Annotated in this window: 22 protein-coding genes, 2 pseudogenes and 1 riboswitch; of the genes and pseudogenes, 14 read left to right on the top strand and 10 right to left on the bottom strand. The window is 58.1% G+C overall.

The features are described 5' to 3' along the window. Positions 1–26: 26 nt before the first annotated feature. Genes bioB through ACR0C6_RS08870 form a run of 6 tightly spaced genes read left to right on the top strand, consistent with a single transcriptional unit; the run spans position 27 to position 5,406 of the window. Positions 27–1,007, top strand: coding sequence for a biotin synthase BioB (gene bioB / locus ACR0C6_RS08895; RefSeq protein WP_171638789.1), 981 nt, complete (start codon positions 27–29; stop codon positions 1,005–1,007). Beyond that, positions 1,004–2,137: an 8-amino-7-oxononanoate synthase gene (locus ACR0C6_RS08890; protein ID WP_480618916.1), complete on the top strand. Its 1,134-nt coding sequence runs from the start codon at positions 1,004–1,006 to the stop codon at positions 2,135–2,137. Before bioB ends, ACR0C6_RS08890 begins: the two co-directional genes overlap by 4 nt. Next, positions 2,134–2,754, top strand: coding sequence for a dethiobiotin synthase (bioD, locus tag ACR0C6_RS08885; protein WP_480618915.1), 621 nt, complete (start codon positions 2,134–2,136; stop codon positions 2,752–2,754). Before ACR0C6_RS08890 ends, bioD begins: the two co-directional genes overlap by 4 nt. Then, a complete protein-coding gene (bioA, locus tag ACR0C6_RS08880) occupies positions 2,751–4,037 on the top strand; it encodes an adenosylmethionine--8-amino-7-oxononanoate transaminase (RefSeq protein ID WP_480618914.1) in 1,287 nt (428 codons plus the stop codon). The genes bioD and bioA overlap by 4 nt, the downstream gene beginning before the upstream one ends. Next, on the top strand, positions 4,034–4,654 hold the full coding sequence (locus ACR0C6_RS08875) for a pimeloyl-ACP methyl esterase BioG family protein (protein ID WP_480618913.1): 621 nt from the start codon (positions 4,034–4,036) through the stop codon (positions 4,652–4,654). Before bioA ends, ACR0C6_RS08875 begins: the two co-directional genes overlap by 4 nt. Continuing rightward, on the top strand, positions 4,651–5,406 hold the full coding sequence (locus ACR0C6_RS08870) for a methyltransferase (protein WP_480618912.1): 756 nt from the start codon (positions 4,651–4,653) through the stop codon (positions 5,404–5,406). Before ACR0C6_RS08875 ends, ACR0C6_RS08870 begins: the two co-directional genes overlap by 4 nt. A 4-nt stretch (positions 5,407–5,410) precedes the next feature. Here ACR0C6_RS08870 and ACR0C6_RS08865 read toward each other — a convergent pair whose 3' ends face one another. Further along, positions 5,411–6,241 carry a DeoR/GlpR family DNA-binding transcription regulator gene (locus ACR0C6_RS08865; protein ID WP_480618911.1) on the bottom strand — a complete coding sequence of 277 codons (831 nt, stop codon included), beginning with the start codon at positions 6,239–6,241 and terminating at the stop codon, positions 5,411–5,413. A gap of 160 nt (positions 6,242–6,401) precedes the next feature. Between ACR0C6_RS08865 and ACR0C6_RS08860 the strand changes: the two genes are divergently transcribed. The 6 genes from ACR0C6_RS08860 (at position 6,402) to ACR0C6_RS08835 (ending at position 14,813) form a co-directional block, all read left to right on the top strand. Further along, the gene (locus tag ACR0C6_RS08860; RefSeq protein ID WP_480618910.1) at positions 6,402–7,346 is read left to right on the top strand and encodes an ABC transporter substrate-binding protein; all 945 of its coding nucleotides are present in this window, start codon (positions 6,402–6,404) and stop codon (positions 7,344–7,346) included. Between the two features lie 74 nt (positions 7,347–7,420). After that, on the top strand, positions 7,421–8,443 hold the full coding sequence (locus ACR0C6_RS08855) for a quaternary amine ABC transporter ATP-binding protein (protein WP_480618909.1): 1,023 nt from the start codon (positions 7,421–7,423) through the stop codon (positions 8,441–8,443). Further along, a complete protein-coding gene (locus ACR0C6_RS08850) occupies positions 8,440–10,431 on the top strand; it encodes an ABC transporter permease (protein WP_480618908.1) in 1,992 nt (663 codons plus the stop codon). The genes ACR0C6_RS08855 and ACR0C6_RS08850 overlap by 4 nt, the downstream gene beginning before the upstream one ends. Position 10,432: 1 nt before the next feature. Beyond that, the gene (locus tag ACR0C6_RS08845; protein WP_480618907.1) at positions 10,433–11,314 is read left to right on the top strand and encodes a phosphotransferase; all 882 of its coding nucleotides are present in this window, start codon (positions 10,433–10,435) and stop codon (positions 11,312–11,314) included. Between the two features lie 8 nt (positions 11,315–11,322). Further along, a complete protein-coding gene (locus ACR0C6_RS08840; RefSeq protein ID WP_480618906.1) occupies positions 11,323–13,767 on the top strand; it encodes a GcvT family protein in 2,445 nt (814 codons plus the stop codon). Positions 13,768–14,033: 266 nt separating this feature from the next. Next, positions 14,034–14,813 carry an inositol monophosphatase family protein gene (locus ACR0C6_RS08835; protein WP_480618905.1) on the top strand — a complete coding sequence of 260 codons (780 nt, stop codon included), beginning with the start codon at positions 14,034–14,036 and terminating at the stop codon, positions 14,811–14,813. Between the two features lie 23 nt (positions 14,814–14,836). Here ACR0C6_RS08835 and ACR0C6_RS08830 read toward each other — a convergent pair whose 3' ends face one another. The 9 genes and pseudogenes from ACR0C6_RS08830 to ACR0C6_RS08790 all read right to left on the bottom strand — a co-directional run bounded on the left by ACR0C6_RS08830 (position 14,837) and on the right by ACR0C6_RS08790 (position 23,347). After that, complete coding sequence (locus tag ACR0C6_RS08830; protein WP_480446341.1) at positions 14,837–15,847, bottom strand: FecCD family ABC transporter permease; 1,011 nt, start codon at positions 15,845–15,847, stop codon at positions 14,837–14,839. A 1-nt stretch (position 15,848) separates the two neighbouring features. Continuing rightward, positions 15,849–16,799, bottom strand: coding sequence for an ABC transporter substrate-binding protein (locus ACR0C6_RS08825; protein WP_480446342.1), 951 nt, complete (start codon positions 16,797–16,799; stop codon positions 15,849–15,851). A 16-nt stretch (positions 16,800–16,815) separates the two neighbouring features. Next, positions 16,816–17,589, bottom strand: a complete 774-nt coding sequence (locus ACR0C6_RS08820; RefSeq protein ID WP_480446343.1) for an ABC transporter ATP-binding protein — start codon at positions 17,587–17,589, stop codon at positions 16,816–16,818. Further along, the gene (locus tag ACR0C6_RS08815; RefSeq protein WP_480446344.1) at positions 17,586–17,942 is read right to left on the bottom strand and encodes a DUF1636 family protein; all 357 of its coding nucleotides are present in this window, start codon (positions 17,940–17,942) and stop codon (positions 17,586–17,588) included. Before ACR0C6_RS08815 ends, ACR0C6_RS08820 begins: the two co-directional genes overlap by 4 nt. Positions 17,943–18,040: 98 nt before the next feature. Further along, positions 18,041–18,237, bottom strand: a riboswitch (cobalamin riboswitch). 100 nt (positions 18,238–18,337) lie between these two features. Continuing rightward, a pseudogene (locus ACR0C6_RS08810) lies at positions 18,338–18,955 on the bottom strand (D-lyxose/D-mannose family sugar isomerase). Positions 18,956–19,019: 64 nt separating this feature from the next. After that, on the bottom strand, positions 19,020–19,946 hold the full coding sequence (locus tag ACR0C6_RS08805) for a carbohydrate kinase family protein (protein WP_480618904.1): 927 nt from the start codon (positions 19,944–19,946) through the stop codon (positions 19,020–19,022). Between the two features lie 30 nt (positions 19,947–19,976). Further along, positions 19,977–21,035, bottom strand: coding sequence for a glucokinase (locus tag ACR0C6_RS08800; RefSeq protein WP_480619241.1), 1,059 nt, complete (start codon positions 21,033–21,035; stop codon positions 19,977–19,979). Beyond that, positions 21,009–22,313 (bottom strand): annotated as a pseudogene (locus tag ACR0C6_RS08795) (GH1 family beta-glucosidase); the annotation flags it as partial. The pseudogene ACR0C6_RS08795 and the gene ACR0C6_RS08800, both read right to left, overlap by 27 nt. After that, positions 22,310–23,347, bottom strand: coding sequence for a LacI family DNA-binding transcriptional regulator (locus ACR0C6_RS08790; RefSeq protein WP_480446346.1), 1,038 nt, complete (start codon positions 23,345–23,347; stop codon positions 22,310–22,312). The pseudogene ACR0C6_RS08795 and the gene ACR0C6_RS08790, both read right to left, overlap by 4 nt. A gap of 220 nt (positions 23,348–23,567) precedes the next feature. Between ACR0C6_RS08790 and ACR0C6_RS08785 the strand changes: the two genes are divergently transcribed. After that, entirely contained in the window at positions 23,568–24,926 is a 1,359-nt protein-coding gene (locus ACR0C6_RS08785) for an ABC transporter substrate-binding protein (protein WP_480618903.1), read from the top strand. Between the two features lie 55 nt (positions 24,927–24,981). After that, positions 24,982–25,989, top strand: a complete 1,008-nt coding sequence (locus ACR0C6_RS08780; RefSeq protein ID WP_171726414.1) for a carbohydrate ABC transporter permease — start codon at positions 24,982–24,984, stop codon at positions 25,987–25,989. Positions 25,990–25,992: the final 3 nt, after the last annotated feature.

The following is a 25,992-nucleotide window of genomic DNA, read 5'->3' as shown; positions in this document are numbered from 1 at the left end:
AAGCTGCAGGAAGTTTTATAGATAAAATGATCATCCCTCATTCCGGCTGGACCCGAAAGTCTGCGCAAGCTGTTCATGACCTCCCGTTGATGGACCTTCTGTTCCGGGCACAGACCGTGCACCGCGAGAACTTTGATCCGAACAAGGTCCAGACCTCTAAGCTGCTGTCGATCAAAACCGGCGGGTGCGCCGAGGATTGCGCCTATTGCTCGCAATCGGCCCGCAACGGATCCACCCTGCCTGCATCGAAGCTGATCGAGGTTCAGCGTGTACTGGCCGAGGCCAAAAAGGCCCGCGACGGTGGCGCGACCCGGTTCTGCATGGGGGCCGCCTGGCGCGAGCCCAAGCCGCGCGATATGCCTGCCCTGATTGCCATGGTGGAAGGCGTCAAGGCGATGGGCATGGAAACCTGCATGACGCTGGGCATGCTGGATGACACCCAGGTGGTTCAACTGCGCGATGCCGGGTTGGACTATTACAACCACAATATCGACACGTCCGAACGCTATTATTCCGAAGTGATCACCACCCGTACTTTCGCGGACCGGATCGACACGATGAACCGGGTGCAGGAAGCCGGAATCAAGGTCTGCTCGGGTGGTATTCTGGGTATGGGTGAACACACTGGCGACCGTATCGATATGTTGCTGACTTTGGCCAACATGACCCCGCCGCCGGATTCGGTGCCGATCAACATGCTGATGCCACAGGCGGATACTCCGCTGGCTGATGCGGAACCGGTTGATCCAATCGACTTTGTGCGGATCATCGCAACCGCTCGCATCCTGATGCCCAAAGCCTATGTTCGGTTGTCCGCCGGGCGCAGCGACATGAGCGACGAGATGCAGGCGATGTGCTTCTTCGCCGGAGCTAATTCCATCTTTGTCGGTGAAACTCTTTTGACGGCGGAAAACCCCGAAGAAGACACCGACTCGATCCTGTTTGCAAAACTTGGCCTTCAGGCCGAAACGGCTGAAGACCATAAGCGCACGGAAGCCGCCGAATGAAAGCAGTCGAACGACTGGAATCCATGCTGGGTGCGCTGGAAGCCCGGCACCGCCGCCGGGTTTTGATCCCGGCGCGCGGGCTGGATTTTGCGTCCAACGACTATTTGGGGTTGGCCGGGTCAAGCCTGTTGCAAGAGGCCGCACAGGCGGCGCTGGCCCGCGGCGTGCCCGTAGGCTCGGGCGGCTCGCGGCTGCTGCGGGGGAATCACCCAGAGCATGAGGCGCTGGAACACGAAGCAGCTGTGTTCTTTGGGGCCGAGGCCGCATTGTTCATGGGTGGAGGGTTTCAGGCCAATCAGGCAATCTTTTCCACCCTGCCGGCGGCCGGGGATCTGGTTTTGTATGATGAACTGGTTCACGCCAGCGCCCATGAGGGGATGCGCGCCAGCCGAGCGGACCTGCGCGCTTTCCGTCACAACGACGTCGCGGATGCGCGCAACGTTCTGACCGAATGGCGATCCGCTGGTGGGCAGGGTCAGGTATGGGTCGCTGTTGAAAGCGTCTATTCCATGGAGGGCGATCTGGCTCCGCTGGAAGATTTGTCATGTCTGGCGCGTGAAGCCCAAGCTGTTCTGATCGTGGATGAGGCGCACGCCACCGGCGTTTTCGGGGCAAATGGGAAAGGTCTGGCGCATGATCTGAACGCTGACCTTCTGACCCTTCACACCTGCGGCAAGGGGCTTGGAGTTTCCGGCGGGCTGATCTGTGGCCCACCGGCGATGATCGATACCCTGATCAACCGCGCAAGGCCCGTTATCTTTGCAACGGCGCCGTCCCCTCTGAATGCTGCGCTGGTACGGGCTGTCTTGCGTGAATTGGCCGGGAATGACGATTTGGTCACTGCTGCACGCAAACGTCTGCGCCATGCACATGAGGTGGCCCGTGAAACAGGGTTGCCTGACGCGGCCTTGAACAGCCAGATCATTCCCGTCGTTCTTGGGGATGAGGCCCGCACGATGGCGATGGCACAGGCTTTGCAACATCAGGGGTTTGACATTCGCGGCATTCGCCCGCCTACCGTTCCAAAAGGCACATCCCGTCTGCGCGTCTCGATCACCGGGAATGTCAGTCCCGAGGACATTTCGGCCCTGTTTGCAACCATCTCCAGCCATCAGTCGGAGGCGACATGAGCGCTCTGGTCATTGTCGGAACCGATACGGGCGTCGGAAAAACAGTTTTTTCGGCTGGCCTGACGGCGGCCCTGAACGCCACTTACTGGAAGCCGGTTCAATCGGGGCTCGAGGATGCGACGGACACGGAAACCGTCTGCACCTTGTCCGGTGTGGACGTGTTGCCCGAGGCGTATCGCCTGAACATGCCTGCCTCACCCCATCTTTCTGCCGAGGATATGGGCATAGAGATCGATCTGTCCCGGCTCGCGCTGCCGCAGGTTGACGGGCCGCTGGTTGTGGAAGGGGCAGGGGGGCTGATGGTGCCTCTGAACCGCAAATCCTACTATCTGGATCTGATTGCCCAATGGCAGGCCCCGGTCGTTCTGGTCGCGCGCACGGCGTTGGGAACGATCAACCATACCACGTTGTCCCTGATGGCGCTCCGAGGCGCTGGGTGCGAAGTGGTCGGCGTTGCCTTTGTCGGAGACCCGGAGCCCGACGTGGAACAAACCATCGTCGAAATGAGCAAGGTGCGACACCTCGGACGTCTGCCTTATCTTGGCGACCTGACGCGGCAAAGTTTGTCAGAAGCTTTCTCGTCCATAGACGTGGCGACCATACGGAGGTTTCTGTGACCCCGCTGGAGTTTGACGCCCACCACCTTTGGCATCCCTATACCAACGTGGCCGATCCCGGTGCGATGCACCTGATTGACCGGGCCGAGGGCGTGTATCTTTACCGGGAGGACGGCGCAAAGATGATAGACGCCATGTCGTCATGGTGGTGCGCCATCCACGGCCACAAGCATCCCGAAATCACGTCCGCAATGCAGTCCCAGCTGGAAAAGATGCCTCATGTGATGTTCGGAGGGCTGACACACCACCCGGCCATTGATTTGGGGCGCAGAATGGTCGACATGTTGCCCGAGGGGCTGGACCGCATTTTCTATTGCGACAGTGGGTCTGTCTCGGTCGAAGTGTCGATGAAGATGGCGGTGCAGTATCAAATGGCGCATGGCCGCACCGACAAATTCGAATTTGCCACAATTCGGGGCGGCTATCACGGTGACACGTGGAAAGCGATGAGCGTCTGTGACCCTGTGACGGGTATGCACGGGCTGTTCCGAGGGGCTTTGTCGATCCAGCACTTCCTGCCGCGTCCCCAGGTTCGGTTGGGGGATGACTGGCCCGAAAACTCGGCGCTGAACGGATTGGAGGCGCTGGAGCGACTGTTGGCCGACAAGGGCGATCACCTCGCGGCCCTGATCCTTGAACCCGTGGTTCAAGGCGCTGGGGGCATGTATTTCTATCATCCCCAATGGCTGCGCGCGGCACGCGCCATGTGCGATGCCCATGACGTGCTGATCATTTTCGACGAGATCGCAACCGGATTTGGCCGAACCGGCAAGCTGTTCGCCACCGATCATGCGGGCATCACCCCGGATATAATGTGTCTGGGCAAGGCATTAACTGGTGGGCATATCTCGTTTGCTGCTACCGTAACCAGCAAGCAGGTGGCGTATGGCATTGGCAACAGTGAGGCTGGAGTGTTCATGCACGGCCCGACCTATATGGCCAACCCTCTGGCCTGTGCCGCCGGTTCGGCCAGCCTCAGACTGCTGGCCGAGGAGAACTGGCAACGCCAGGTGGCTGATATCGAAGGCCAGATGCGGACCGAACTGGAGCCAGCACGCAGTTTGTCGGGCGTTGCAGATGTCAGGGTTCTTGGCGCCATTGGCGTTATTGAAATGAAGGAAACGGTTGATCCTTCGGTCGCTCATCGGCTGGCCCCTGAAACCGGAGTGTGGCTGCGCCCCTTTGCGCGCAACATCTATTGTATGCCGCCTTACATTGTTTCACCTGATGAGCTCGGCCGGATCACCAGCGCGATGGTCGCTTTGGCCGGGGGGCAGCAATGAAACACCAGTGGCTGGCGCAATCGGATGACAGCAAGCTGACCCTGATCTTCGGGGGGTGGGCGCTGGGTGCTGCCCCGTTCCGCGGGCTGACCGGAGGCGGATCTGTTCTGCTGGTGGATGACTATACCCGGCTTGATGATCCCTTGTCCGATCTGGCCGGGTTTGACCGCGTCGAAATGCTTGCGTTTTCCTTCGGTGTCGCATCCGCGGCCCATTGGCTCGCCAGCACAGGGTTTCGCCCTGACCGTCTGGTTGCCGTCAGTGGTACGTTGCATCCTGCCTGCGCAGACCGGGGCATCGCGCCCGATATTGTCCGGGCCACGGCGGATCAGCTGTCATCGGCAAGTTTCGTCAAGTTTTGCCGACGCGCCGGACTGTCTGCTGACATACCAGAACTGGACATCGAGCAGGCAAGAAAGGAACTTCACGCGGTCATCGAGCGTGGCTCGGCGCCTGATCCCGGCTTTGATCGGGTTTGGATATCAGAACGGGACCGGATCATTCCGACCGATGCTCAGAGGGCGGGCTGGGCCGCAACCCCGGATGTGGTCAAGGGCGTTGCCGCTCCGCATGTGCCATTTGAACCGGGCCAAAGCTGGGCGGAGTGGATGTCATGACGGCGCAATTGGCGGACAAGGTGCAGCGAAGCTTCAGCCGAAGCTTCCAGACTTACAACGAGACAGCCAGCCAGCAGGCCTGGGTTGCCCGCAAGCTGGTTTCCGAAATGCGCCGGGTTGGCGCGCCGAACCGGTTTGATGTGGCCTTCGAGCTGGGATGCGGCACTGGCCATCTGACCCGGTTGCTGCGGCAGAACTTTGACCTTCCCCATCTTCACCTGAACGATATCGCGCCGCAGGCTCGGGCAACGGCAGATGCGGAAAAAGCGGCCTTCATTGCCGGAGACGTCCGCCTGGTCGAATGGCCCGCAAAGTTGGATTTGGTCGCATCGGCCTCGATGATCCAATGGATGGAGGATCCGGCCGGTTTGCTGCAACAGGTTGCCGAGGCGCTTGAACCCGGAGGGTGGCTGGCCATTTCCGGGTTTGGCCCAATGCAATATCAAGAGCTTGCGCAAATTGGATCAACAGCCCGTGCACCGGGCCTATGCCTGCCTGACACCCTTGCAGCCGCCATTGATGGGCCGTTCAAGATTCTGACGGTTGGCCAAAGCGTTCGGCCATCCTATTTTGACACGCCCAGAGATGTGCTGAAACATTTGCGCAGAACAGGGGTAAATGGCCGCGCTCAGGGTGCATGGACCCGGTCCACCTTGGCCCGGTTCGAAGCTGACTATGTGCAGAAGTTCGGAGAAGACGGCAGGGTTCCTCTGACTTACCACCCGGTGTGGGTCATTGCCCAAAAGCGTTAGGCGCTTATTCAGCGACAACAAGGTCGATTTCATTCGCCGAAAGCATCCGGCAGATATCCTCGGGCGGGGTCACATCTGTAAAGAACAGATTGATCTTGTCGGCAGGTTCCAATGTGACAGGCGCGCGCTTTCCCAGCTTTTCGCCATCGGCCACGACAATGCGGACCTGTGCGTTTTGGATGGCGACGCGGGCCAAGTTTGCTTCTTGCAGGTCGTGCAGCATAAAGCCCGGGTCCGCATTGACCGCCCCGACTGAAAGAACGGCGAAACGGACATTCAAACGTTTGATCAGGTCCTGAGCTTCAACACCAAATGCGCCCCCATCGTGCGACCGCAGCTCGCCACCAGCCATGAAGACCCGGTTATTGTTTCGTGAAGCTAATGCCTGCGCCACAAAAACCGAGTTCGTCACGACAAAGAGATTACTGTGGTTGCCAAGCGCCTGCGCCACATAAGCGGTAGTAGAGCCGATATCGAGGAAAACGGAGTCGCCGTCGCTGATGACCTCGGCAACCGCCTTTGCCAGTTTCTCTTTCGCGTCAACCTTCTTGTCCAGGCGGCTTTGCAGCGACGGTTCCAGAATGTCTTCGAGAAGATGAACGCCGCCATGGACCTTGCGCACGATGCCGCGTTCTTCCAGATTGCGGACGTTTCGCCGAATGGTTTCCAGGCTGACCCCAAGTTCATTCGCCAGAACGCTTACCCGGCACGACCCGCCCGCGCGAAAAAGGGCGCGCAGGATTTCTTCTTCTCGTTGGTTTGTGGTCGGCAGGTTCATGTTTCGCGCTCTGATGGCATCGTCATAAGGGACGTTCAGCCATACCACAATACCCACATAAAGCAACGCTGCACGAGAGAAAGGCTTTGGAAACTTGCCCTGATCAGGAAATGGTGTGGCTTTACGTGGTTTTTATTGACACAAAACCCCACGATGTGGTCGTCTGTACTCAATACCACCGATTCATCGAAAAAAATCACGACAGGGAGAAGGTGTTATGAATTGTAAAATGGGAATTTCCGCGCTGGCCCTCATGGCCGCCGGAGCCGCAACAACTGCTTGGGCTGTTGAGTCCACGGACCCAATCAAACTGACGCTGCACGACTGGTCGGGGCAGTTGATCAATACCAAGATCATGGGTTCGATCCTGGAAGAAGCCGGGTACAACGTTGAATATGTTCAGGCGGATTACATTGCTCAGTTCGCCGGTCTGAAAACGGGTGACCTGCATCTGGCAATGGAAATCTGGGAAACGACCGGACGCGAAGCGCTGGACGAGGCAACCGGCACCGGCAAGGTCGTCAATGTCGGCGAAACCGGCCTGATGGCGATCGAAGAATGGTGGTATCCCAGCTACATGAAGGAACGGTGCCCGGGATTGCCGAATTGGGAGGCGCTGAAAGACTGCGCCGAGGAATTCGCGACGGCGGAAACTGCTCCGAACGGGCGTTATGTCGGCGGCCCGGTGACCTGGGGTGGCTTCGATGACGAGCGTGTCGAAGCGCTTGAACTGGATTTCGAAGTCGTCCATGCCGGCACCGACGCGGCCCTGTTCGCAGAATTGGAATCCGCTTATCAAAGACAGGATCCAATTGTTCTGTGGGTCTACGTCCCACATTGGGCGCCGGCGAAATACGAAGGCGAGTTTGTCGAGTTCCCGCCATTTACGGCAGAGTGTTACAGCGACCCTTCTGTCGGTGTGAACCCGAACATGGCCTATGATTGCGGCAAGCCGCGTGGCCCGATCTGGAAGGCCGCCTGGTCTGGCCTGCAAGAAAAATGGCCGGGCGCTTATGACATCATCGAAGCCTACAAAATCAACAATGATGAAATGAGCGCTATGGTTGGTAAGGCCGATCTGGACGGCGTGGAAATCGACAGCGTTGTTGCAGAGTGGATGGAGACCAACAAAGACCGCTGGTCTGGCTGGATCTCGAAGTAATCCACTGGCCAGAGCGGGCCTGTCGCTCTCTCGGACCGCTCTGGCCTTTTTCGCGAATGAACCGGACCACCCTGATGCCCCCCAAGACCAAACTGTCGTGCCGAAACGTCTGGAAGCTTTATGGCCCCAACGCAGATCGGTTGCTGCGGACAACCCCCGAACCTACGGCAGAAGAAATTCGCAAGGCAGGCGTGATCGGCGCAGTGCGCAACGCCAATATCGAGATCTCGGAAGGTGAGATTTTCGTCATCATGGGCCTGTCGGGGTCCGGCAAATCCACTCTGGTACGGTGTTTGTCTCGGTTGATCGAGCCAACCGCCGGAGAAGTTCTGTTCGACGATGCTGACCTCTTGCGCGCCAGCGAGAATGAGCTGATCGAAATCCGGCGTCACAAGATGGGCATGGTGTTCCAGCATTTCGCGTTGCTGCCGCATCTGACCGTTTTGCAGAATGTGATGTTTCCGCTGACCATTCAGGCCACGCCCAAACCCGAAGCCGACGCCAAGGCCCGCGAGGTGGTGGAACTGGTCGGTTTGAAGGGGCGCGAGGATTATTACCCGCGTGAGCTGTCCGGCGGTCAGCAGCAGCGCGTCGGCATTGCCCGTTCCTTGGTGACAGAGCCTGATCTATGGTTTCTGGACGAGCCGTTCTCGGCCCTCGATCCGCTGATCCGACGCGAGATGCAGGATGAATTCCTGCGGTTGCAGGAGCGGTTGCACAAGACCATCGTTTTCATCACCCATGATTTCGAAGAGGCCGTTCGCCTGGCCGACCGCATCGCCATCATGAAGGACGGAGAGGTGATCCAGATCGCCACGCCGGAAGAGCTGGTGATGCACCCGGCCACAGACTATGTGGCTGAATTTACGAAACATATCCCCCGTTCCAAGGTCCTGACTGTCGGCGGTGTCATGGCCCCCGGCGCTGTTGGCGAGGGCAATCCGATCTCTCAATCCACGCGCATCTCGGACGTGGCGGAACGGATTATCGCGGCAGATGCGCCGATCCCTGTCGTGGATGCAGAGGGCCAACCCGTCGGAGCGATTGACCGCAAGGCCGTTGCGCATGTGCTGTTCGGCGGCGGAGACACGGCATGATCCGCCTGACCCGCAGCCAGATGGCAATTCTGCTGCTTGTTCTGATCACCATCGTGCTTGGCTATTTCGGTCGTGATTTGAGCAAGGCGCTGGATGCGCGCTGGTTGACCAAGTTCCCTTCGGCCTGGGTGATCCCGTTCAAAACCTACATTTCCTCGGCGATGACATGGCTGATCGAGGATGCCGCCATCGGGCCGGTGTCCTTCACCGATGTCACCCGCGCCATCGCGTGGTTGATCGAGCAGCCCTACAATCTGGTATTGGCTCTGCTGGCCGACGGCTTTGTCAGCGGTCAGGGAAATGACGCGCAGGTCATCCTGCCTGCGATCAGCTGGATCGTGGTCATCACCGCCGTTGTCGCCTTGGGTCAATATTGCCGTGACTGGGGATTGGCCGTTCTGGTCGGGGCTTGCTTCGTCTATCTTGCAGTTTTCGGACAATGGGACAGTGCTATGGTGACGCTGGCCTCGGTCCTGATCGCGGTGCCGATTGGAGCGGGCGGCGGGTTGCTGTTGGGCATTCTCGCCTATCGCCATCCGCTTTTTGAAAAGATCATCTCACCAATACTGGACCTGATGCAGACGATCCCGATCTTTGCCTATCTGGTGCCGATCCTGTTCATGTTTGGCTTTGGCCCGATCTCTGCCTTGGTCGCGACGATCATCTATGCGACCCCGCCGATGGTGCGGATCACAACGCTGGCACTGAAAGGCGTGGATCCTGAGATTCTGGATTTCGGACGCATGGCGGGCACGACCCGGCGGCAGTTGATGTGGCGCGTGCTTGTGCCCTCGGCCAGCCACAGCCTGATGGTGGGCGTCAATCAGGTGATCATGCTGACCCTGAACATGGTCATCATCGCCTCGATGATCGGGGCTGGGGGGCTGGGCTTTGACGTCCTCGCCGCGCTGCGCCGTCTGGACATTGGGGCAGGGTTCGAAGCCGGCATCGCCATCGTGGTACTGGCCATCGCCGTCGACCGTCTGAGCCAGGCCTTTGCCGAACGGATGGGGCAGGTGCATCATGAGGTCCCCGGTTCGTGGATCGCGCGTCATCGCCGGACGGTTCTGGTTGTGGTCCTGATGCTGCTGACCTGGGTGCTGGGACAGTTCTCGCCGCTGTTGCTGGAATATCCTGAAAGTCAGACCATCACCACCGGCGCGTTCTGGGACAACACGGTCGAATACCTGAACGTCAATTATTTCGACACGTTCGAGGCCATCAAGGTTTTCTTCCTGACCTGGTTCATGATCCCGATCAAAACGGTTCTGCTGGGCATCCCGTGGCCATGGGCCATCGCGATGCTGGCCCTGCTGGGCTGGCACGCAGGCGGTTGGCGGCTGGCGTTGCTGTGCGGCGGAATGGCCTCGCTGATACTTGTCTCGGGCCTGTGGTCAAAGGCGATGGTGACAGTGTATCTGTGCGGCGCATCTGTCATTCTGGCGACGCTGATCGGGGTGCCTCTGGGTGTTCTGGCGGCGCTGAACAAACGCGCTGGAACGGCCATCAACCTGCTGATCGACACGCTGCAAACCTTGCCCAGCTTTGTTTATCTGATCCCTGTTGTCATGCTGTTCCGGGTCGGCGATTTCACCGCCCTGATTGCCATCGTTCTCTATGCGCTGGCCCCGGCGGTCCGTTATGCCGCCCATGGTGTGCGCTCGGTCAGTGAGGAACTGATCGAGGCGGGTCTGGTTTCGGGCTGCACCCGCAGACAACTGCTGCGCAATATCCGCCTGCCGATGGCGTTGCCTGAAATCCTGCTGGGCGTCAATCAGACGATCATGCTGGCGCTGTCGATGCTGGTGATCACCGCCCTCGTCGGCACCCGCGATCTGGGGCAGGAAGTCTATATCGCCCTGACCAAGGCCGATACCGGCCGCGGTCTGGTGGCCGGTCTGTCGATTGCTTTCATCGCCATCATCGCCGATCGGTTGATCAATGCCAGTGCCCGCCAGGCCCGCATCCGCTTTGGACTGGAGAGTTGATATGAGCCATCCCGACCTGATGACCCGCATCCGCGCTCTGCCGATCTGGCAGGGAGAGATCGAGGCCACTCCGCTGACCGGCGGCATCACCAATGTGAACTACAAGGTCACGGACGGCAGCGGGTCTTATGTGGTTCGTGTGGGCGACGACATCCCCCTGCATCAGGTGATGCGGTTCAATGAGCTGGCCGCCAGCAAAGCAGCCAATGCGGCGGGTCTGTCGCCTGCCGTGCTGCATTCCTCGGGCGATCTGACAGTGCTGGAGTTCATCGAAAACCGCACATTGACGGAAGAAGATGTCCGCCACCCGGACATGCTGCCCCGAGTTCTGGAATTGGTGAAAGCCTGCCATGTCGAAGTGCCGAAACACCTGCGCGGGCCGTCGCTGGTGTTCTGGGTGTTCCATGTCATCCGGGACTATGCCGCAACGCTGACCGAGAAGGGCAGCGCCCATGCAAAGCTGATCCCCGATCTGATCGACGCAGGCACGCTGCTGGAACATGAGGCAGGGCCGTATGACATCGTGTTCGGCCATAACGATCTGCTCTGCGGCAATTTTCTGGATGACGGCAACCGCCTTTGGCTGATCGATTTCGACTATGCCGGGTTCAATTCTCCGCTGTTCGATCTGGGCGGGCTGGCGTCGAACAACGGCTTGTCGCCTGAACAGGAAGACTGGGTGTTGGAGAGCTATTTCGAAGCCCCGGTCACCGACGATCTGCGCCACCGCTATGCGGCGATGAAATGTGCCTCGCTGCTGCGGGAAACCATGTGGAGCATGGTGTCCGAGATCACCTCGGATATCGACTTTGATTACGCAGCCTACACAGCTGAAAACCTGGCGCGGTTCCGCGCAGCCCTTACCGATTTCAAAAATACCTGAGGACAGACATGACCGACCTTCCGAATACAGCCAAAGCCGTCATTATCGGTGGCGGGATCATCGGCTGCTCGACCGCCTATCACCTGGCCAAGCTGGGCTGGACGGATACGGTGCTGCTGGAGCGCAAGAAACTGACCTCGGGCACCACCTTCCACGCCGCGGGTCTGGTGGGGCAGTTGCGTTCGAACGCCAATATCACGCAATTGCTGGGTTACTCCGTCGATCTGTACAACAAGATCGAAGAGGAAACAGGGCTTGGCACTGGCTGGAAGATGAACGGCGGCTTGCGTCTGGCCTGCAACGAAGAGCGCTGGACCGAGGTGAAACGCCAGGCCACTACGGCGCATTCCTTTGGATTGGACATGCAGCTTCTGACCCCATCCGAGGCGCAGGAGCTGTGGCCCTTGATGGATGTCTCTGACGTGATCGGCGCGGCTTACCTGCCGACAGACGGTCAGGCGAACCCGTCAGATATCACGCAGGCATTGGCCAAGGGCGCCCGCATGGCCGGGGCGAAGATATTCCAAGATACCAAAGTCACCGATATCGAAATCGAAGATGGCAAAATTCGCGCGGTGATTACTGAACATGGTCGGATCGAGTGTGAAAAAGTGATCTGCTGCGCCGGGCAATGGTCCCGCACCTTTGCCAGCCGCTTTGGCGTCAACGTTCCTCTGGTTCCGATGGAGCACCAGTACATGGTGACTGAACCTTTCGACGTGCCCGGCAATCTGCCCACTCTGCGCGATCCCGACCGGCTGACCTACTACAAGGAAGAAGTCGGAGGTCTGGTCATGGGCGGCTATGAGCCGAACCCGATCCCCTGGGCCACCAAGGGTATTCCGCAAGGTTTCCACTATACCCTTCTCGACAGCAACTTCGATCATTTCGAACAGCTTATGGAACTTGCGCTGGGTCGCGTGCCCGCGTTGGAAACGGCAGGCGTCAAGACGCTGACCAACGGGCCGGAAAGCTTCACGCCCGACGGCAATTTCATCATCGGTGAAGCGCCCGAGTTGAGGAATTTCTTCGTCGGTGCGGGCTTCAATGCCTTTGGCATTGCGGCTGGCGGTGGTGCTGGCATGGCGCTGGCGGAATGGGTGCACAAGGGTGAGCCGCCCTTCGATTTGTGGTCTGCCGATATCCGCCGCTTTGGCCGCCCGCATTTCGACACCGACTGGGTTCGCACCCGTACCGTCGAGGCATATGGCAAACACTACACAATGGGTTGGCCGCATGAGGAACATGACTCGGGCCGCCCCTGCCGAAAATCGCCGCTTTATGACACGCTGAAAAAGCAGGGCGCGTGTTTTGGCGAGAAACTGGGCTGGGAACGCCCCAACTGGTACGCGGACGTGTCAAAGGGCGAGGTGCCCAAGGATGAATACAGCTTTGGCCGCCAGAACTGGTTCGATGCCGTCGGGCGCGAACATAAAGCGGCACGCGAAGCGGCTGTGTTGTTCGATCAGACCTCTTTCGCCAAATTCGCCCTCAAGGGCCCGGATGCTTTGGCAGCGATGAACTGGATCTGCGCCAATGATGTGGACAAGCCGGTTGGTGCGCTTGTCTATACCCAAATGCTGAACGACAAGGGCGGGATCGAGTGTGACCTGACCGTTGGGCGCGTGGCCCATGATGAGTTCTATATCGTCACCGGCACCGGCTATGCCACCCATGACTTCGACTGGATCAACCGCAGCATTCCCGAGGGCATGAATTGCCAGCTTTTCGATATCACCTCATCGAATGCGGTTCTGTCATTGATGGGGCCAAAATCGCGTGAGATTCTGGCGGCGGTGACGCGCGATGATGTCTCGAACAGCGGGTTCAAGTTTGGCACGATCCGCACCATCGGCATTGCGGGGTGCCCGGTCAAGGCGCTGCGCGTGACTTATGTGGGTGAACTGGGCTGGGAGCTGCACCTGCCGGTGGAATATGCACAGACCGTGTATGACGCCTTGATGGAGGCAGGGCGCCCGCATGGATTGATCAATGCGGGCTACAGGGCGATTGAATCGCTGCGTCTTGAAAAAGGCTATCGCGCCTGGGGCTCGGATATCGGGCCGGATCATACGCCGTTCGAAAACGGCTTGGGCTGGGCCGTGAAACTCCGGAAAAATATTGATTTCAAAGGGCGCGCCGCATCTGAGGCGCAAAAAACCGGCGGCGTAAAGAAGATGCTGGCATGTTTCACGGTTGACCCCGAGGTTGTTCTTCTGGGGCGTGAAACGATCTATCGGAATGGCGAAAGGGTCGGATGGCTGACTTCGGGCGGCTATGGTTACACCGTCGAAAAGTCGATCGGCTACGGTTACATCCGAAACGCCAACGGTGTCGACGCACAATACGTCACATCAGGGACATATGAATTGGATGTCGCCACTCAGAGGGTTCCTTGCGAAGTGACGCTGCAACCGCTTTTCGACCCGCAGATGAGCCGGGTGAAGACCTGACCCGAGAGTGCAAGAGCAGATCTACCGACACACGCACGGCAATCGGAACACATGGGGAAAGCATGCAAACAGGGCAAATCCGCCCCGAGTGTCCGAATGTTCGTCGAATCTGACGAATTTCGATCCATAAGCCATTGATAAAGTTTCAGTATTGTCACACCTCATGCCCATCCGAAAACTGAACTGCAAGACTTCTCATTCAGCTTTCAGGGCAATCAACCTTTCATCCGTCGGAGATTGGATGACTTCAGCCGAAAGGACCGGAAATGGTAACCCCAGATGCGTTGACTGAACATGCGATGAAGATTGCTGATATTGCCTCGGAATCCGCGATGCGGTTTTTTCGGGGGTCTTTGGGCATTGAATTCAAACAGGATGAAAGCCCGGTGACGCAGGCCGACAAGGCAGTTGAGGCAGAAGTACGCTCTTACCTGAAACAGCATTTTCCCGGACACGGCATCTTTGGCGAAGAGCACGGGCAAGAAGCAGGCGACGGGCGTCATATGTGGGTGATTGACCCCATTGACGGAACCCGTTCGTTTCTGTCCGGCCATCCTTTGTTCGGGTTCCTTTTGGCGCACCTTGTGGATGGGCGCCCTCGGTTGGGCCTGGTCGGAATGCCGGCCTTGCATGAGACCTATTTGGGTGTGGTTGGTGACGGGGCCAGCCTGAACGGGCAACCGATAGAGGTGTCGAACACCACGCGTCTGGATCAATCGGTTTTGTACGTGAATGAAGGCGACAAAATTTATCGCGATCATCCTGACCTGTTCAGTCGGCTGATGAATGCAGGGCAGACGCGCCGATTTGCCTATGATTGTTATCCCCATGCCTTGCTTGCTTCGGGCCATGTCGATGCTGTGGTGGATTACGATCTGCAACCTTATGACTATCTGGCGCTCTCACCTCTGATCACGGCTGCTGGCGGAGTGATGACCGATTGGCACGGGCATGCGTTAACCCTCGATTCAGATGGCGCGGTCGTTTCCGCCGCAACCCCTGAACTGCATGCTGAACTGCTTGACCTAATCAATGTCGAAAAATGACAGTGTTGCGCAACCCTGGAAAACTAGCTCCCGCGATCAGATTTGAACAAATACAAAAAGACAAAAAGTGATCCTATCGACGTTGTGACGATTCCCACGGGCAACTCCTGCGGAGCCAGAAGAAGGCGTGACAAGATATCGGACAATGTCAGCAGAATCGCGCCCACGATCGCCGAGACGATCAGCAGGTTTCGGTGCAGAGTTCCGGCGATGCCGCGTGCAATATGAGGCACCATCAGCCCGACAAAGCCGATGACACCGGCAACGGAAACGAAACTGGCCGTCGCCAACGCGGCAACGAAAAACATGCTGAACCGCAGTCCTTGAACGGGAATACCCAGTGACGAGGCTGTGAAATCCCCGGTCAGCAGCGCGTCAAGCCACCGGCTGCGGTAAAGTGAATAGCTCAGGATCAGGCCCAATCCGATCAGGACAAGCGGGAACGTTTCCCATCTTGCCAGTCCCAGACCGCCAAGCATCCAGAATATCACCGAATGAGCAGCGCGATTGTCGCCAGAGAAAATCAGGTAGTTGGTGATTGCGGAAAACAGAAAGGACACCGCCAGGCCAGCCAGGATCAGTTTTTCGGGTGCGCTTGTGCGCAAGCCCTGAACCAGCGCCAGAACAATGCCGGACGCGATCAAACCACCGCAAAATGCCGCCAGCGGCAACGTCCAAATTCCCAGGACATCACCCGTGACGGTGATCACCAGAACGGCGCCAGCAGCTGCACCAGAGGACAGACCGAACAGAAACGGATCTGCCAGATCGTTTCGCGTCGTTGTTTGCAAAACAACACCAACGACGCCCAGTCCCGCACCAATCACGGCGGCAAACAGGGCGCGGGGCAGGCGAAGGTCGAAGACGATCCGGTGCAAAGGCGTCATGTCTCCGTCCACCAGACCGGTTCCAAGGCCGATGGCCGAAAAAACTTCGCGCACGGGGATTGGGGTGGTCCCGTAGACGATGGACAACAGCAAAAGGGCGGTCAGAACAACCGCCCCCAGCAAAATCAAACGGCCCAATCGGACCATATCAGTTGGTCTCCGGGTGCATCGCCTTCGCCATCTTCTCGATCGCCTCGATATTTGCCGGGCCGGGCGTCAGTTCCTCGTAACGCAGGCCAATCCAGCGCTCGTTCTTTACCGCGTCCGTTTGTGACATCACCGGGTGATCCTTGAGGAACTGGAAAGTGTCCTCTGCGCCGTTGCCGGACTGATAGTCGAGCAGCACCAGAAATTCCGGGTTAGCCGCGGCGACGGCCTCCCACGACGTGCGACCCCAGCTGGTATCCAGATCATGCGTCACGTTCTCGCCACCCGCGGCTGCGATCATTGCATCGGGAATGGCGAACTTGCCCGCGGTAAACGGAGCATCGGCCGGCCCGTCCAGCAGGAATACGCGGGGCTTCGCCAGATCGGCTGTTTTTGCTTCGATGGCGGACAGTTGGTCCTTCCAGCGGGCAACCAGCGCCTCGGCCTTGTCCTCGACCTGCATGACCGTGCCCAGACGCAGAACGTCATCAAACAACAGGTTCATGCTGGCCTCGGGGCGATCCTTGTCCAGATGCACGCAGCTTTCGGATAGGATCATGGTCTTGATACCAAAGGGTTCCAGCGTGTCGGGCGTGACGTCACCGCCGGGTTTCATGCCATAGTACCAACCGGCAAAAAACAGATCGGGTTCGACGGCCACAAGGTTTTCAATGGTCGGGTATTTGGGGGCAAGCTCTGGGATGTCGCCACGCTGAGCATCAAAATCAGGGCTTGTTTTGTACCAGCCGGTAATTCCGGTAAGCCCCACGATCTTGTCCTGAAGGCCGAGCGCAAAGGCCATATCCGTCATGTTCATGTCATGCACGACCAGACGTTCCGGCGCCGAGTCAAAAGCCAGCGGTTCGCCGCAATTGTCCACGGTGACGCCCTCTGCGGCCACCCCACTTGCCAAGCCAGCGAAGACGACCACTGGCCAGAGTTTCTGCATCATATTTAAGTTCCTGTTATTATGACAGTTTCCGTTTTCGGATATCCAGTGCGGGGATCATGCGGCCTTCGTGCTGAAAGCACAGATAATCCACGCCGAATGTCTCACGTACCCGGTCTGGGGTCAGAACTTCGACAACAGGCCCGAACCCCGTCAGACGCGTGGCTTTCATCAGCGCCACATGGGTGGCGAATTCCGGGATCATGACCAGATCATGGACGATCATGACGACAGTTACCCCCAGATCAGCGACCAGAGACAGCATGTGCCCCTTGGCATCGGGGTCCAGATGGTTGGTTGGCTCGTCCAGAAACAGCAAGGACGGATTCTGGGCCAACGCGCGCGCGATATGTGCGCGCTGACGTTCTCCGCCGGACAGCTGACCCATCGTTTTGTTGGCAAAATGCGACAGCTCGGTCGTCGTCAGAACCCGTTCCAGATCAGCCTTGTGCTGAGCCATCGAACGTTCGCCTTGAATCGGGATTTGCCCCAGCGCAACATAGTCTTGCAGGCGCATCCGCCCGTCAGGCATTTCCTGCTGCCCGACCACAGCAATGGAGCGGGCACGTTGGCGGGCGGACAGGGTCCGAAGGCTTTGGCCTTCTATCCAAACATCACCCAAGGCAATCCGTTCGATCCCACACAGCAGTTTCAGCAGAGTGGTCTTGCCGGCGCCGTTCGGCCCTGCGATTGCCAGAATTGATCCTTCTTCCAGACGAAAGGATACATCCTGCAACAGGACATCGCCATTGAGCGCGTAGTACTCCAAATTCTCGGCAACCAGAAAGCTCATGATCCCCCCCCGGACGGCAATGCGGGCATGCGCGACAAGGTCTTTGCGAAAAGGGCCGGGGGGCGGTCCGAGGCGCTGGTCCAGCCATCGTCACTGTCGCCGAACTGGGTCGCGAATTCGACCAGGGCGGACAGGTCGTGTGATGTCGTGATATCGCCAAACAGGTACTGCGCTTTGCCCGGGGCCTGAAATCCGACGGTCATGGCCCGTTCACAACCTGCCATGCAGGCCACCATTCGGGTTTCAAAACCGTCAGGCAACCGGGCATCCAGCACGTCTTGCGCAGCCTCGGCAGACATCGCCCCCTGACATGTTGAACAGATCAGAACGTAGTGATCAGAATAGCAGGTCATCGCCATCTCCGTCGTTTGCCAGACGCAGACAGAGGGCACATACCCGGATATTACGCAAACGCGCCATCAAGCCTCCTTCCGAGACGCCCCGCCTCGGGTTGGTTTATAGTGCGATGGCAGGTCTCCTGACTTGCGGGTCGTTGCTTGGCCGACCTTCCCAACCCATGCGGGTCAGTGGTGAAGTGGCGTCGCTCACCGCTTACAGTTGCGGGGGCAGTCACGGACTTGGCACATTCCAGTGCCGCACCGTGTTCCCATTTTCATCCCTTATGGAACCATCCCGCTCAGCTAGTCTGGCAATGCCAGACTTGTCAAGCGGCAGACGAAGGCGTTGGTAGATGGAATTGCGACAGCTGACCCAGCTGTCCTGCTGCGCCAGCCCGGACCGAACGGTGTCAATAGTCTGATACAAGAAGGAAATCCGGTTCGGAATCTTTCTCGACCTTTGAAAACCGTGGAATTGGCTTTTCAAACCCAATGTCGGTGCGGTCGTTATTCACGGTCGATACCTCGCCAATAAGGCAATCGCCGCGCTCGGCCCAAAAAGCGTGCCAGATGCCGGGCATCAGAGTTACGCTTTGCCTCGGCTTCAGCCGCACGTATTCTTGGGGTTGCAAGGTTACGGGGCAGGCATCGCTGGGGACCGTCACCGGGTTGTCGCGGTCGACGCCACCGTTTGGATCCGACGCATGAATTTCCAGAACGAGATCGCCGCCGCCCCTGTTGATGATGTCTTCTGCCTTAACGATATGCCGGTGCATCGGAGAAAGCTGATCGTCTTTCGAGATCAACAGTTTTTCTGCACAGAGCATCCCACGCCCGGATTTCAGATCCTTCACCTCACCATTGTTTAGAGTGAACAGGAATAGGCAATGTTCGTCGAAATGGCCTTGTGCGTAATTGGTAATGTCCCATCCCAGCTTGCGGCTGCGGACAGTTTCGACCAAAGAGATGCGCATTTTCTCGGGCGATCAATCCGCAAAGGGTGGCAACACGGCTCCGAAAGATTGAATGAACGTCTGGGCTTAGGGCTTGAAGTGGTTGATTTCGGATCGTTTCATCATGCCATCCCGCAGATCAAAGTTCGTGCGCCCACGGGGGTTCTGCCCCGGCTCGGGAAACGGTCACGGCCGCCACGTCAGCGCCCAGTTCCATGGCTGCTTGCAGGCTTTCAACCGTCAATCCGCGCAGACCTGACTTGGTCAGATGCCCTGCGCGGCTGAGCTCGGTCAGAACGCCGGCGTTGAACGTGTCACCTGCGCCGATCGTATCGACCACCTCAACGGGCTTCACGGGAACCGAGACTTCGGAACCATCCGCCAGGTAACCGTGCGCCCCGTCACTGCCACGGGTGACGATGACAACGGAAGGACCCGCCTGCAACAGCACAGACGCTTTTGCGGATTCGGCTTCAGCGCCCGGAATGATCCAGTCCAGGTCCTCGTCTGAAACCTTGACGATATCCGCACGCGAGATCATGCGGTTCAAACGCGTCCGAAACCGGGTTTGATCCTTGATGAAATCCGGGCGGATATTCGGGTCCAGCATCACTGCCCGGTCGGAACCGTGGCTGTCCAGAAGGGCGGCATAGGCATCTGCGCAAGGTTCACACGCAAGGCTGATTCCACCGAGATACAGGGCAGAGACAGCAGGAAGCTGATCGGGCATGTCTTCGGGCAGCAACATCCGGCCCGCGGTGTTTTCATCGACAAAGCTGTAAGTCGCGTGTCCATCCGAGAGCTGCACAAAGGCAAGCGTGGTGGGACGGTCCGAGATGATCACATGTGTCGTGTCCACATGGCTCGCTTTCAGCGCATCAATCAATTGCTGGCCGAACATGTCCGATGACAAACCTGTCAGCATCCCTACCGGAACACCCAGACGTCCCATCGCGACGGCTGTGTTCAGAACTGCACCACCAGTATGTGGCACAAAACCAATTGCGCCCGATGCGGTCGGTTCTGAAATCATATCTATCAGCGCTTCACCACAGCACAGGATCATGTCTTGGTCCTTCTAGGTAAGAAACTTCGGTTAGTCTGGTTGCTGTCTCAGCGCGTTCTTGCAGAAGTTGTTTGCGCCGATGATCCCGAACTCTGCCTGTTCAGACACGTAAAGGTTCAGGGAGCGGCGCAAGTCGCTGAAGCGGCCGCCGCCGTTGAACGCATCCTTGAAGTTGTCACTGAATAGCCAGCGGTTTTTCTCGGCAACGCCGCCGACAAGGAAAACGCCCCCCTCCGGCATCAAGGTGACCGCCAGATCACCCATCAAAGCACCTAAGTGGGTGGTAAAAATCTGCGCCGCCTTTTCGGCGACCAGATCGGTGCCGTTGCGGGCATCGTTCAGAATGTCCTTTGCGGAGCGCGCCTGAGTTCGCGCTTGACCGGATGCCAATTCAACCGCCTGATAAAGGATCGGCAGGCCGGTTCCGCTCAGGAACATTTCTGCTTCCAGCGCCAGGCTGTCCCCAAAGAAACAGCCCGGTGCGATGCGACGTGCCGCCTCAAAGATATCAACTTCGTCGCGATGGCGCGGGTACAGGCCCACGTGCCCGCCTTCGCCGGAGACCGTGTGATACCTGCCTTCGGAAAAAAGCAAAGCACCAACGCCAAGCCCGGTTCCGGGCCCTACAACCAGCCGTGTGCCTGTGGGCGGCGCCTCCTGACCCTGCAAGACCGCAACATCCGACCTGGTCACCTCGGCCACCGACCACGCCGCAGCGGTGAAATCATTTATGACAAAAGTGCGCTCTGCTCCTGTTGCTTTCGTCAGCTCGGTTTCCGAAAGATCCAGGTTCGCGTTGGTCAACTGAATTGTTCCGTCCCTGACCGGCCCGGCTCCGGCTGCTACGACGGCCTGTGGGTTGGTTCCGATCTCGTCCCTGAGGTCATGGAACGCCTCGAGCAGGTCTTCCAATGTCCCCGTCGGGTGTTTCCGAAGATCTGCCAATTCTCCGTTCGTGACGACGCCCAGACGAGTGTTCGTACCGCCGATATCCGCAACCAGGTTCCAATGCTCATGCACGGCACCGAATGGTTGCGCTAACGGCTGAGAGACGCTCTGAGTACCGGACAGGGCGGATTTCAGCGCCATGAAAGACGCTTTGGGCGTTCTCGCAAGTGTTTCGAAATCCACGTCCACCAGTCCAAACCTCTTTTCGTACCCGAAGGCCCATTCATAATTGTCCAGCAGCGACCAGACAAAATAGCCATTCACCGGAACACCTTGTGCCAAAGCGTCCAGTACGGCCGCAAGGTGCTTGTCGAGATAATCGATACGATCATCGTCCTGCACGCGCGCCTCACTCGCCATTCCGTTTTCGGTGATATAGATTGGCAACGCGCCCGTATAGTCTTTCCTTGTTCTGACAAGAAAGCGGGTAAGGGCAGAGGGATCGATTTCCCATCCCATCTGCGTTTTGGGTAACGGTCCGGGAACCTCTTGCAGGCCGGGCCAGGCGGCGTCCGCCGGGGCAATCAATTTTCGGGTATAGTAGTTCAACCCGCACCAATCGACCTGTGTGCCGATGGTTTCAAAGTCGTTCTGCCAGCCCTTGGGCAGGTGCGGCTCCAACCCCTCCAAGGCGGTTTGGGGATATTCTTTGTTGAAAACCCCGCCTAGGAAGAACCGGTTGTAGATTGCATCGTAGCGATCTGCCGCAAGCCGCGCTTCCGTGCTGTCATCTGCTGGCTCTGACCATTCGAGGTTGAACACGGCACCCAGATTGCCCATCCCAAGACTGCGCATGGCCTGAATCGCCCGCCCGTGGGCCAACAAAACGTGATGCATCGCCCGGGCTGCGGCGCGGATATCGCGCAGACCGGGCGCATGGTGGCCTTCAAAATGGCTCAGCCAACTGACACACCAGGGTTCGTTGATCGGCGCGGCACTGAACATCCGGTCGCCGATCCGACCCATGATGACCTGCGTATAATCCGCGAACCAATCCGCGATATCGCGATTGCACCATCCCCCCTGATCCGCAAGCGCCGACGGCAATTCCCAGTGATAAAGCGTCACGCAGGGGCGGATACCGCGTTCCAGCAGGGCGTCCGCCAATCGGTCATAATAATCCAACCCTGCCTGATTGACCTGACCACGCCCGTCCGGCAGCACGCGTGCCCAGCTGGTCGAAAAACGATAACAGTCAAACCCGGCCTCGCGCACCAGATCGAAATCCTGTTCGAACCGGTTCAGGTGATCACAGGCCACGTCTCCGTTTTCCCCGCGCACCACGTTGCCCGGTGACGCCGCAAAGGTATCCCAATGAGTTTGCCCCGCCCCGCCCTGTGCGTGGCCTTCAATCTGGTACGCAGAAGTGGCAACACCAAAGAGAAAATCCTTGGGAAAATCAGCGCGTGCGTGTTTCATGGTTGCACCCTGTTAGGCGCAGGGCCGGTTGACCTGCCAACGACCAGCTCGGCCTCCAGCAGCCGGGTTTTGACGGGATCATTCGGGGATTTGATGCGCTGGATCAACATGTCAGCCGCCATTTCACCCGCCTGACGGACGGATGAGCGCGTTGCCGTGAAAATCGGAACATCCTGCCCGTTCTTCAAATAGGACAGGTCGTCGTCATGGGCGATCACTGACACATCCCTACCCATCTCAAGCCCGTTTTCGGACAGCGCACGCCGTACGCCGATGGCAGAGATCATCGATGAACACAAAATAGCGGTCGGAGGGGAATCGAGGCGCAACATGTTCTGCGTTTCGTGATGGCCGTAAACCTCTGTCATTTCAGCGCTGCGCATCAGATCGGCATCGGGCGCAAGCCCGGCCTGACCAAGCGCCTCAAGATATCCGTCGCGGCGGCGTTGGGCAAAATCCATATCTTCCAGACCGTTGATCAGAGCGATCCGGCGATGGCCAAGGTCAATCAGAAAGCGGGTGGCGCGCATGAACGAACTTTTGTTGTTCACGTCGATCCAGTCATACTGAGCATCGACGCCGGTCGAGCGCCCGTGCACGATGAATGGGACGCCCATGCGGGTCAGGACTTCGATCCGTGGTTCGTTCACTTTGGGGCCTTGCAGCACGACTCCGTCCACCGCGCCGCGCTGAAAAAGACTCCGATACGCTTCTTCAATCGAAGTGTCGTCGGCATTGGTGAACATCATGTCATAGCCATGTTCAGCGTATTTCTTTGCGGCACCGGCGACGAAATCCCCGAAGATCGGGTTGACCATTTCATGCCGGGACGAGCTGGGAATGACGTGGCCGATCACCATCGATCGTCCGGTCGCAAGCCCTTTGGCGCGACTGTTCGGCCGGTACCCGTGTTTGCGCGCCGCGGCTTGAACGCGCGCACGTGTATCCTCGCTCACTTCGGGGTACCCGTTCAGCGCCCGGCTGACCGTAGTTTGCGAAAGGCCCAGAACTTCCGAGAGCTGCTTCAGGTTCATTTTACGATTCAAAGCGCCTTAAATTGAGTGGCTCTTTTTTGTTTTGTGAGCAAATACGGCATCCGTCAACTTGTTTTGCATTGAAAGCAGAAAATATAATTTATTTTGGCGCTGGGAAGCAAAATATTGACAGGGCGCCGATGTTGGCGGATAACACGGGCTATCCAAAGCGCTTTGAAAGCGAGTCTTTGAATACATGAAAGCTTGGGAGGAGGATTTGATGAAACACGGGCTTTACGCAGGTGCGGCGGCACTCGCCCTGATGGCCGGATCAGTTCAGGCAGAGGGTGAGATGATCCACGCCGTCGGCGAGGGCAGTTTTGACTGGGATGGGTTTCAGGCCTTTGCCGAAGCGAATGATCTGTCCGGCGAAAGCCTGACCATTTTCGGCCCCTGGCTGGCTGGCGAGGGCAAGTCCTTCGAAAACCTCGTGGCCTATTTCGATGAGGCAACAGGCGCGAATTCCAGCTATGTGGGTTCGGATTCTCTGGAACAGCAGATCCTGATTGATGCGGCCGCAGGCTCGGCGCCGAATCTGACTGTTTTCCCGCAGCCTGGTCTGGCGGCAAACCTCGCAAAACAAGGCTATCTGACGCCGTTGGCCGAAGGCACTGCGGATTGGATCAAGGAAAACTTCGCCGCGGGTCAATCCTGGGTCGATCTGGGTACGTTTGAGAACGCAGAAGGGTCTGACGATTTTTACGGGTTCTTCTTCAATGTGAACGTCAAATCGCTGGTTTGGTACGTGCCCGAAAATTTCGAAGACTTTGGGTATGAAGTGCCCGAAACCATGGAAGAGTTCAAAGCTCTGATGGATCAGATGGTCGAGGACGGCGAGACGCCCTTGTGCGTCGGTCTGGCCTCGGGCGGCGCAACGGGTTGGCCTGCGACGGACTGGGTCGAGGATCTTATGCTGCGTACGCAACCACCTGAAGTCTATGACCAATGGGTGTCGAACGAAATGAAGTTCGATGATCCCCGCGTCATAGCCGCGATTGAGGAATATGGCAGCTTCACCCGCAATGACGACTATGTGGTAGGTGACGCAGACGACACGGCGGCAATCGATTTCCGTGACAGCCCCAAAGGTCTGTTCGATAGCCCGCCCGGTTGCATGATGCATCGTCAGGCTTCGTTTATTCCCGCCTATTTTCCGGAAGGCACCGAATTGGGGGTGGATGCTGACTTCTTCTATTTCCCGGCTTACGCAGAAAAAGACCTTGGGACACCGGTGCTTGGGGCAGGGACCCTGTTCACAGTCACCAACCCAAATCCCGCAGCCGAAGCCTTTCTGGAGTTCCTCAAGACACCTTTCGCCCATGAGATCATGATGTCGCAGGATGGTTTCCTGACGCCCCATCTGGGTGCAGATCCCGCGAACTATTCGAATGATTCACAGCGCGGACAGGGCGAAATTCTGACCAACGCTACGACCTTCCGCTTTGACGGGTCCGATCTGATGCCCGGTGCGGTCGGGGCAGGTACGTTCTGGACCGGGATGGTCGATTACTCGTCGGGTGCAAAAGATGCAGCCACCGTGGCACGTGAAATCCAGGCGTCCTGGGACGCAATCAAGTGACCAACTCATGGGGCGGTCCTGAGGCCGCCCCGTTTGCCGAACGGATGGGCGTATCATGACACCCGCACTACAAGGCCTGCTGACGATCGCCATCGGCGTGTCGGGTTGCGTGGGCTACTTCTATCTTTCCAACCAGTTTCTGGACAAAGTCCTGTTTCCGCCGCGCGGGCCAAATGCGGGCCGAAACATCAACCGCGCGAACCTGATCCGCCCGTGGTTGTTCCTGTTCCCGGCGCTTGCTGCATTGGGGCTGTATCTGGCGTATCCGGTGGTTGAAACCTTGCGCCTTTCGCTTACGGAACGCGTGCCCGGTGGCGGATACCGTTGGGTTGGCTTGGACAACTATACCCAAATGGCGGCCGAGCCGAAGTTTTGGGAAGCCATGCGCAACAACATGTTCTGGCTGATTGTCGTGCCGGCCATGTCAACGGCTTTTGGTCTTCTCGTGGCGCAACTGACCGACCGCATCCGCTGGGGCAACTTTGCCAAATCCCTGATTTTCATGCCGATGGCCATTTCATTTGTTGGTGCATCGGTGATCTGGAAATTGGTTTATGATGCGCGACCAGCGGAACAGGACCAGATAGGCATCCTGAACGCGCTGTACATCTTCTTCGGCGGCACCGAACCCAACACGTGGTTAACAATTCCTTTCTGGAACAGTTTCTTTCTGATGGTTGTCCTGATCTGGATACAGACGGGTTTCGCAATGGTCATCCTGTCGGCGGCCTTGCGCGGTATTCCCGAAGAAACCATCGAGGCGGCCATTTTGGATGGGGCCAATCCCTTTCAGATCTTCTTCAAGATCAAGGTACCGCAGATCAAAACCACGATCCTTGTTGTTTGGACGACGATCACGATCACCGTTCTCAAAGTGTTTGACATCGTCTTTGCCATGACCAACGGCCAGTGGGAGACACAGGTGCTGGCAAACTACATGTACGACAAGCTTTTCCGCGCCAATGACTGGGGCGTCGGATCCGCCTCGGCCATGGTGATCATGTTGCTCGTTACGCCGATCCTCGTCTGGAACGTGCGCAACGCGCGCAAGGAGATGGAGTAAGCC

This window comes from Ruegeria sp. AL12, from assembly GCF_056540885.1.
This window is presented reverse-complemented; position numbering and strand designations above follow the sequence as displayed.